This window comes from Streptomyces sp. NPDC111606 (genome assembly GCF_055656945.1).
This window is the reverse complement of the sequence record NZ_JBVKBY010000001.1, coordinates 1,370,258-1,377,957: the sequence shown is the minus strand read 5'-3', so window position 1 is coordinate 1,377,957 and position 7,700 is coordinate 1,370,258. Positions and strand designations below refer to the sequence as shown.

Annotated in this window: 8 protein-coding genes; 3 read left to right on the top strand and 5 right to left on the bottom strand. The window is 72.5% G+C overall.

What is annotated here, in order from left to right; genetic code table 11:
* Nucleotides 1–13 precede the first annotated feature (13 nt).
* Both ACZ7M7_RS06240 and ACZ7M7_RS06235 read right to left on the bottom strand, forming a co-directional pair.
* A complete protein-coding gene (locus ACZ7M7_RS06240; protein WP_472113262.1) occupies nucleotides 14–256 on the bottom strand; it encodes a hypothetical protein in 243 nt (80 codons plus the stop codon).
* On the bottom strand, nucleotides 244–1,371 hold the full coding sequence (locus ACZ7M7_RS06235) for a sensor histidine kinase (protein WP_472113260.1): 1,128 nt from the start codon (nucleotides 1,369–1,371) through the stop codon (nucleotides 244–246). The genes ACZ7M7_RS06240 and ACZ7M7_RS06235 overlap by 13 nt, the downstream gene beginning before the upstream one ends.
* Nucleotides 1,372–1,505: 134 nt before the next feature.
* On the opposite strand from ACZ7M7_RS06235, the gene ACZ7M7_RS06230 reads away from it, so the two are divergent.
* The 3 genes from ACZ7M7_RS06230 (at nucleotide 1,506) to tesB (ending at nucleotide 4,428) form a co-directional block, all read left to right on the top strand.
* A complete protein-coding gene (locus ACZ7M7_RS06230) occupies nucleotides 1,506–2,186 on the top strand; it encodes a DedA family protein (RefSeq protein ID WP_383609130.1) in 681 nt (226 codons plus the stop codon).
* 182 nt (nucleotides 2,187–2,368) lie between these two features.
* Complete coding sequence (locus ACZ7M7_RS06225) at nucleotides 2,369–3,526, top strand: acyl-CoA dehydrogenase family protein (protein ID WP_328427498.1); 1,158 nt, start codon at nucleotides 2,369–2,371, stop codon at nucleotides 3,524–3,526.
* Nucleotides 3,527–3,561: 35 nt separating this feature from the next.
* On the top strand, nucleotides 3,562–4,428 hold the full coding sequence (tesB, locus tag ACZ7M7_RS06220) for an acyl-CoA thioesterase II (protein WP_383609136.1): 867 nt from the start codon (nucleotides 3,562–3,564) through the stop codon (nucleotides 4,426–4,428).
* A 31-nt stretch (nucleotides 4,429–4,459) separates the two neighbouring features.
* Here the strand turns inward: tesB and ACZ7M7_RS06215 are convergent, their stop codons facing one another.
* The 3 genes from ACZ7M7_RS06215 to ACZ7M7_RS06205 form a co-directional block, all read right to left on the bottom strand.
* Complete coding sequence (locus ACZ7M7_RS06215) at nucleotides 4,460–4,969, bottom strand: GNAT family N-acetyltransferase (protein ID WP_472113257.1); 510 nt, start codon at nucleotides 4,967–4,969, stop codon at nucleotides 4,460–4,462.
* 17 nt (nucleotides 4,970–4,986) lie between these two features.
* Nucleotides 4,987–5,775, bottom strand: a complete 789-nt coding sequence (locus ACZ7M7_RS06210) for a phosphatase (protein ID WP_383609142.1) — start codon at nucleotides 5,773–5,775, stop codon at nucleotides 4,987–4,989.
* A 73-nt stretch (nucleotides 5,776–5,848) separates the two neighbouring features.
* Nucleotides 5,849–7,594 carry a PucR family transcriptional regulator gene (locus ACZ7M7_RS06205; protein ID WP_472113255.1) on the bottom strand — a complete coding sequence of 582 codons (1,746 nt, stop codon included), beginning with the start codon at nucleotides 7,592–7,594 and terminating at the stop codon, nucleotides 5,849–5,851.
* Nucleotides 7,595–7,700 lie beyond the last annotated feature (106 nt).

Genomic DNA, 7,700 nt, shown 5'->3' with positions numbered 1-7,700 from the left:
GAGTCCTCGGCGATCATGACGCGCACGGGAGCTCCGCGGTGATGTGGGTGGGGCCGCCGGGTGGGCTGTCGATGGTCAGGTGGCCGTCGAGGGCGGCTATGCGGCGGGTGGGGCGGAGGAGGTGGCCGGTGGTGGGGTGGTGTGGGGGGCTGCCGGTGGTGTTGTCCCGGCCGTGGATCACGATGACGTCGTCGGCGAGCAGCCGTACGAGGCCTTCTCTCAGTAGTGCCGAGTCCTCGGCGATCATGACGCGCACGGGAGCTCCGCGGTGATGTGGGTGGGGCCGCCGGGTGGGCTGTCGATGGTCAGGTGGCCGTCGAGGGCGGCGATGCGGCGGGAGAGGCCGAGGAGGCCCCCGGTGGTGGGGTGGTGGGGGGCGCCGCCGGTGCCGTTGTCCTCGATGTGGACGACGATGCCGTCGCGCTGCCGGGTCACTCGGATCGCGGCCCGGGTGGCGCCCGAGTGTTTCAGGGTGTTGGTGACGGCCTCGGCGGCGACGAAGTACGCGACCGTCTGCACGGGGACCGGGGGCGGGGTGCCGTCGAGGTCGTACGTCACCGCGACGGGCAGGACCGAACGCTCCGCGAGTTCCTCCAGGGCCGCGCTGAGCCCGCGCTCGTCCAGGGCGGCGGGATGGATCCGCCAGGCCGTCTCGCGCAGCTCCGTCAGCGCGTGGGCGGACTCCTCGTGGGCCTGGCGCAGGAGCGCATCCGCCTTGGCGGGGTCGGTCGCGCGCAGGGCCCGGCCCAGCAGCATGCCCAGGGCGACCAGGCGCTGCTGCACGCCGTCGTGCAGGTCGCGCTCGATGCGCCGCCGTTCGTCGTGCACGGCCTGCATCACCCCGGCCCGGGTCTCGGCCAGTTCACCTACCCTGCGCCGCAGCAGCTCCGTCTCGCTGGGGCCGAGATGCCGCCGGGCCAGCTGCTCGTCCAGCTGGGCCAGCCCGCGTCCGCCCTGTGCGCACAGGAACAGGAGGAAGACGCCGCCCAGCCCGGACAGCGCGACGGTGCCGAGATGGTCGGGATCCAGTACGAACCAGGCCCACACCAGCAAGGACGCGTAGGCGAGCCCGATCAGCGAGGTCAGCAGCACCAGCAGCCCGAACAGGCCGAGCGGCCAGCGTGCCGCCACGTACCCGTACGCGGCCTGTCCGGTGCGCGGCGGGTCCAGCTCGGCGGCGTGGAAGACCGCGAGGCGGCGCCGCTCCAGGGCGGCGAGGCGCAGCGCGCCCGCGGGGACGGAGGCGGGGCACCGGGTCGTCAGCCTGCGCAGCCGGCCGCCCAGGACGCAGACGAGCTCGGCCACCGCTGTGAGCCCGCCCAGCAGCAGCCCGGCGGCGAGGCGGAGCCAGCGCTCGGTGAATCCGATCACGACGGGTCAGGCTAGCCAAGGCGGCCGGGGCGGCGCCCTGCGGAAAACCGCACTCTTCCTGTGCGGGTTCCCACAGCCCGGTATGAGGCCCTCCTCATACCGCCCTTAGGTCAAGACTTCGTAAAGTGGCCCGCATGATCATTGCTGCTGCGTCCGAGGCGCCCGTCGGTGGAGTCGCCGGCTGGGCCGCCGACCTGATGGAGAAGCTGGGCGGCCCCGGCGCCGGACTGGCCATCGCCCTGGAGAACCTCTTCCCGCCGCTGCCGAGCGAGGTGATCCTGCCGCTGGCGGGGTTCACGGCCAGCCAGGGCCGGATGGACGTCGTCGGGGCCGTTGCCTGGACGACGGCCGGTTCGGTGGTGGGCGCACTGGCCCTCTACCTGCTGGGCGCGCTCCTGGGCCGGGACCGGCTGATCGCCGTGGCGGCGCGGTTGCCGCTGGTGAAGGCCGCCGACGTGGAACGGACCGAGGCCTGGTTCCTCCGGCACGGCACCAAGGCCGTGTTCTTCGGCCGCTTCGTGCCCATCTTCCGCAGCCTGATCTCGATACCGGCGGGAGTCGAACGCATGCGGCTCCCCGTGTTCCTCGCCCTCACCACGGCGGGCAGCCTCATCTGGAACACCGCCTTCATCGCCGCCGGCTACGCCCTCGGCGCCCGCTGGCACGAGGTCACCGACCTCGTCGGCCTCTACTCCAAGGCGATCCTGGTGATCGTGGTCGTGGCGGCCCTGGCGTTCGTGGGCGTACGGCTGCTGCGGGCGGGACGCGGGCAGCGGCGGCGTCCGGTCGGGTCCGGTTCCGACAGGCGCCGCTAGGCGGTCCTGGAGTGACGAGCGTTACGGACCTTGACCCCTGGACGCCTGTGGATACCCGCCGGTACGGTTGAGTGAGCAAGCGCTTAGCCATGGGATCGCAGCCTTCATTCGAGCAACCCCCGCGGCGAGCAACCAGGTACGCGAGAGCGGCGCCGGTTTAGGCGCAAAGAAGGGTGGCGGCGGTGCGCCGTACGGTGTTCAACGAGGATCACGAGGCGTTCCGGGAGACCATCCGCGCCTTCATCGAGGCCGAGGTCGTCCCGGTCTACGACGAGTGGTTCGCGGCGGGCCAGGCGCCCCGCGACTTCTACTACAAGCTCGCCGAGCTCGGCGTCTTCGGCATCCGCGTCGACGAGGAGTACGGCGGCGCCGGCATCGACTCGTACAAGTTCGAGGCCGTGATGTACGAGGAGACGTCCCGCGCGGGCGTCCAGTTCGGCGGCTCCGGCGTGCACGTGCTGCTCGGCCTGCCGTACATCAAGATGCTCGCCAGCGACGAGCAGAAGAAGCGGTTCCTGCCGAAGTTCGTCTCCGGTGAGGAGATGTGGGCGCTGGCGATGACCGAGCCGGGCACCGGCTCCGACCTCGCGGGCATGAAGACCACCGCCAAGCTGAGCGAGGACGGCACGCACTACGTCCTCAACGGCGCCAAGACCTTCATCACCGGCGGCGTGCACGCCGACCGCGTGATCGTCTGTGCCCGCACCGACGCGCCCAGCGCCGAGGACCGCCGCCACGGCATCTCCCTGTTCGCCGTCGACACCAAGGCCGAGGGCTACTCCGTCGGCCGCAAGCTCGACAAGCTCGGCCTGAAGACCTCCGACACCGCCGAGCTGGCGTTCGTCGACGTGAAGGTCCCGGTCGAGGACCTGCTCGGCGAGGAGAACAAGGGCTTCTACTACCTCGGCCACAACCTCGCCTCCGAGCGCTGGGGCATCGCTTTCGGCGCCTACGCGCAGGCCAAGGCGGCCGTGCGGTTCGCCAAGCAGTACGTGCAGGAGCGCACCGTCTTCGGCAAGACCGTCGCGTCCTTCCAGAACACCAAGTTCGAGCTGGCCGCCTGCCAGGCCGAGGTCGACGCCGCCGAGGCCGTCGCCGACCGCACGCTGGAGGCCCTGGACGCCGGCGAGCTGACGCCCGCCGAGGCCGCCTCCGCGAAGCTCTTCTGCACCGAGGTCGCGCACCGTGTGATCGACCGCTGCCTCCAGCTGCACGGCGGCTACGGCTTCATGAACGAGTACCCGATCGCCCGCCTGTACGCGGACAACCGCGTCAACCGGATCTACGGCGGCACCAGCGAGATCATGAAGTCGATCATCGCGAAGGACATGGGCCTGTAAGGTCCGCGCAATTACCTGCCAGTAGAAAAGGTGCCATGAACCAGGCACTACAGGGACTCCTCGATCTGCTCGACCTGGAGCAGATCGAGGAGGACATATTCCGTGGCCAGTCCAGGTCCGCCGTCGTCCCGCGCGTGTTCGGGGGACAGGTCGCGGCCCAGGCGCTGGTCGCCGCCGGGCGTACGGTCCCCGAGGACCGCCACGCCCACTCGCTCCACGCGTACTTCCTGCGTGCCGGGGACCCGGGCGCGCCCATCGTCTACAACGTCGACCGCATGCGCGACGGGCGTTCCTTCACCACCCGCCGGGTGGTCGCGGTGCAGCACGGCAAGCCGATCTTCGCCCTGTCGGCCTCCTTCCAGCTGCACGAGGAGGGGATGGACCACCAGGCCCCCATGCCGCCCGCGCCCGACCCGGCGACGCTGCCCACCTCCGAGGAGCGGCTGCGGGACTACGGCCACCTCGATCCGGCGGTCGTGGAGAAGTTCCTGGAGGCACGCGAGGCGGTCGACCTTCGCTATGTCGACGAGCCGCCGTACGGCAGGTTCGGCGAGCCCCGCGAACCGCACTCCCAGGTGTGGTTCCGCACCAACGGCAAGCTGGCCGACGACCCCCTCCTGCACGTCGTACTCGCCACCTACGTCTCCGACATGACCCTCCTCGACTCCGTGCTGCTCGCGCACGGGCGCGGCGGCTGGGCGGTCGGCGATGTCGTCGGCGCCTCGCTGGACCACGCGATGTGGTTCCACCGCCCCTTCCGCGCGGACGAGTGGCTGCTGTACGACCAGGAGTCACCGTCGGCGCACGGGGGACGCGGCCTCGGGCAGGCCCGCATCTACACCCAGGACGGGCAGTTGGCGGTGTCGGTGATCCAGGAGGGTGTGGTCCGCATCCCGCGGTGACCCGCCCGCGCCCTGCCCGGCAGCCCTGACGTCAGGCCAGATCGACGCGAGGGTCGACGGTCCAGTGGTTGCTTCGCAGGATCCGGTCGGCGAACGTCACCTCGCGTTCGCCGAGCAACCGGAAGCCGAGCGCGCGGCAGATGCCGTTCGAGGCTCCGTTTCCCGTGGCCGGGAAGGCGTGCACGACACCCCAGCGGTCCTCGTCCCGGGCCTGTTCGAGCAGGGCCCGGGCGGCGCGCTTTCCCAGCCCCCGGCCCTGGAACTCCGGCAGGACCATCCAGCCGATCTCGGAGACGGGCCCGTCGTCCGTGTCGTGCGACCAGAGGGTCACGTTCCCCGCCACCACGTCGGGCGCGTCCGGCGTCGGCACGATCATCCTGATCCAGGCGAGGTCCGCCGCCGCCTCCCGGGCGTCCCGCAGGACCTTGTCCCGCATGCCCTCACGCGGAAGAGGTCCGCCGAGATCCGCCATCATGACGGGATCGCAGCGCATACGGACGTAGGCGTCGACGTCGTCCGGTGTGACGTTGCGCAACAGCACAGGGCTCCCTGCCCGTTCTAGCCGAGCCCCGCCTCCGCCAGCAGGAACGCCGTCATCGGGTCGTAGTGGCGCGGGCTCACCACGTGGTCGTCCAGCGGTACCACCACCTGGACCGTCCCCTCCGCCTCGGCGAGGAACAGCGCCGGGTCGTTGCAGTCCGCGTAGCCGACGGAGTCCACCCCGTGCTGTCCGGCGTAGCCCGCCCAGCCGTGGTCGGCGACGACCAGGTCCGGCAGCGGACGGCCCTCGCGCTCAAGTCCCGTCAGAATGGCCCGCATCGGCTCGCCGGAGTGGGTGTGCCAGAGGGTGGCGCCGTGTTCCAGGACGGCGACGTCCGCGAACTGCATGACGTAACCCTCGTCGGTCTGCAGGCCGTCCGGGATGACGACGATCTCGCAGCCCGCCGTGCGCAGGGCGTCCGCCGTCGCGCGGTGGACGTCCAGCAGGCCGCCCGGGTGGCCGGTCGCGAACAGGACCCGCTGACCGCCGTCCGCCGCCTTGCGCAGCCGGGCCGCCATGCGCTCCAGCGCGGCCACCGTCAGCTCGGGGTCGATGGTGTCCTGGCCGTGGCGGTGCTCCGCGTCGTCGTTCACGCCGACGCGCTCCGCCATCACCGCGAGCACGTCCTGCTCGTCGGTCCAGCGGTCGCCGAGCTGCAGGCCGAGCCAGTAGTGGCGGTCGCCGTTCGCCAGCTTGCGGTAGTGGGAGAGGTTGTTCTCGCGGGGAGTGGCGACGTCGCCCGCGATACGGGTTCTGACGAGGTGGTCGACAAGCTCGGTGCGGCTGGGTGTCCCGGGTATCGGCATGGTTCCCATTGTGAGGCAGACAACTGCTGGAACGGCCGCGTCCGGGGCGCGTGCGACGCGGGTCACTTGCCGATCATGGCTCGATCCGGCGCAGGGCGAACCACAGTTCCATCCGTACGTCGGGGTCGTCCAGGTCCGTCTCGAGCAGCGCCGCGCACCGGGCGATCCGCTGCCGGACGGTGTTGCGGTGGACGGACAGGGCGACGGCCGTGCGGTCCCAACTGCCGTGCAGGGAGAGCCAGGTGCGCAGGGTCTCCGTGAGCGGGTCGGTGAGCGGCGCGAGGAGGTCGCGGGCGTGGGCCTCCGCCTCGTCCGGGGCGAGCAGGTCGGTGAGGGCCGGGCGTTGGGTGCCGTGCCGGAACAGGGGCGCGCGCGTGGCCCTCGCCCTGGACAGGGCTCGCGCCGCCTGGGCGTCGGCCGCGGGCCAGTCCCGCGCGGTCGCCGGGGCGCTGACGCCCAGGGTCCAGCCCGGCTGCGGGGCCGGTTCGCGGTCCGCCGGGGCGAGGACGCGTACGACGTCCTGCGTCAGGTCGACCAGCGGCGAGCCCAGGGCCGCGCCCAGCGCGGAGGCGGCCATGGGGTCGCAGGGCTGGGTGTCGGGGTTGCCGTGGACCACCAGCCAACGCTCGGCGCCCAGCAGCGGAGCCACCGCCTCCGGCTCGGCCCCCAGCAGCAGCCGCACGAGCGCGGACGACCGGGCCGCCCCCGAGCCGCTCTGGTGCTCCCCGGTGAGGAGGGAGAGGAGCACGGCGGCGACGGAGGCGATGGTGTGGTCGCCGGAGTCCCGGCGCGGAGCGGCGACCCCGAGGACGAAGCCCTGGCCGGTACCGAGGGCGTAGGCGGAGAGGTGGGTGCCGGCGATGGTGTCGGAGGCCGAGGAGGGGGTGGCGGATGCCCCGGCACCCGGGCGCGGGGCTTCGACGCGGGCGCTCTGCCCTGCGGGGATACGACTGCCCGCTCGTGCGGCGCCCGGGGCACCGGTCGGCCGGGTGGGCTGCGGACCGGCGGTGGCTCGGGCGGGCTGAGAGCCGGTGGTCGGCCGGGTGGTTTGCGGGCCGCTGGTCGGTCGCGCGGAGTCCGGGCCGGTGGGCGTGGGCGTGGGTTGCGGGTGCGCCGGCGCTTGCGTGGCCTGAGGGCCGGACGGCTGCGGTGCGGGCTCGGCGCCCGGCACCACCGGCCGTACCACCCCCGCCAGCTCCGCCAACGCCCCCCGCACCGCACCCGTCGGCGCCGCCCGCCCGGTCTCCCCGATCACCGCTCCCTCCGGCCCGTACAGCACCGCCCAGCCCCCCACCCGCTGGGCCAGCTGCCGCAGGACGGCGGGTACCGGGTCCGGGCGGGAGGCCGCTGCCGCCAGGCTCTGCTGGGCCTCCGTCACGCGGCGCAGTTCGGCGTGGCGGGCCTGGGCCATGAGCTGCCAGACCGCGCGGGCCACGCCTGAGAAGGTGGTCTGGGGCGGGACCTCGAGGAGCGGCAGGCCGTGGGCGTCGCACGCCGCCACCAGGGCGCGCGGCACCGTGTCGTGCACCGGGGCGAGCCCGAAGCCGAGGACCGCGCCGCCCGCCGCGACGATCCTCGACACGTAGTCGTCGAAGTACGTGCCCGAGCCCGCCGCCTCCGGGACGTGGACGCCGGCCGTCAGCAGCAGCTCGCCGCCCAGGAGGTAGGGAAAGGGATCGGCCATTTCCGAGGTGTGCGCCCAGTGGATCACCGTGTCCGCGTCGGCCGGTCCGGCGATCCGGCGCAGGGCCAGATCCTCTCTGGCCAGCAGCGCGGAGAGCGGCACCGGTGGGGTGGGCGGAACGGCCGGCTCCGGCATGTGGATGTTTCCTTCAGTCGGGCAACCGCAGATGGATGAAACGTACACTTCGCAGTCGCTTTCCGGCCACCTAGTGTCGACCCCTGTCACCCGCCGGCGACTTCGA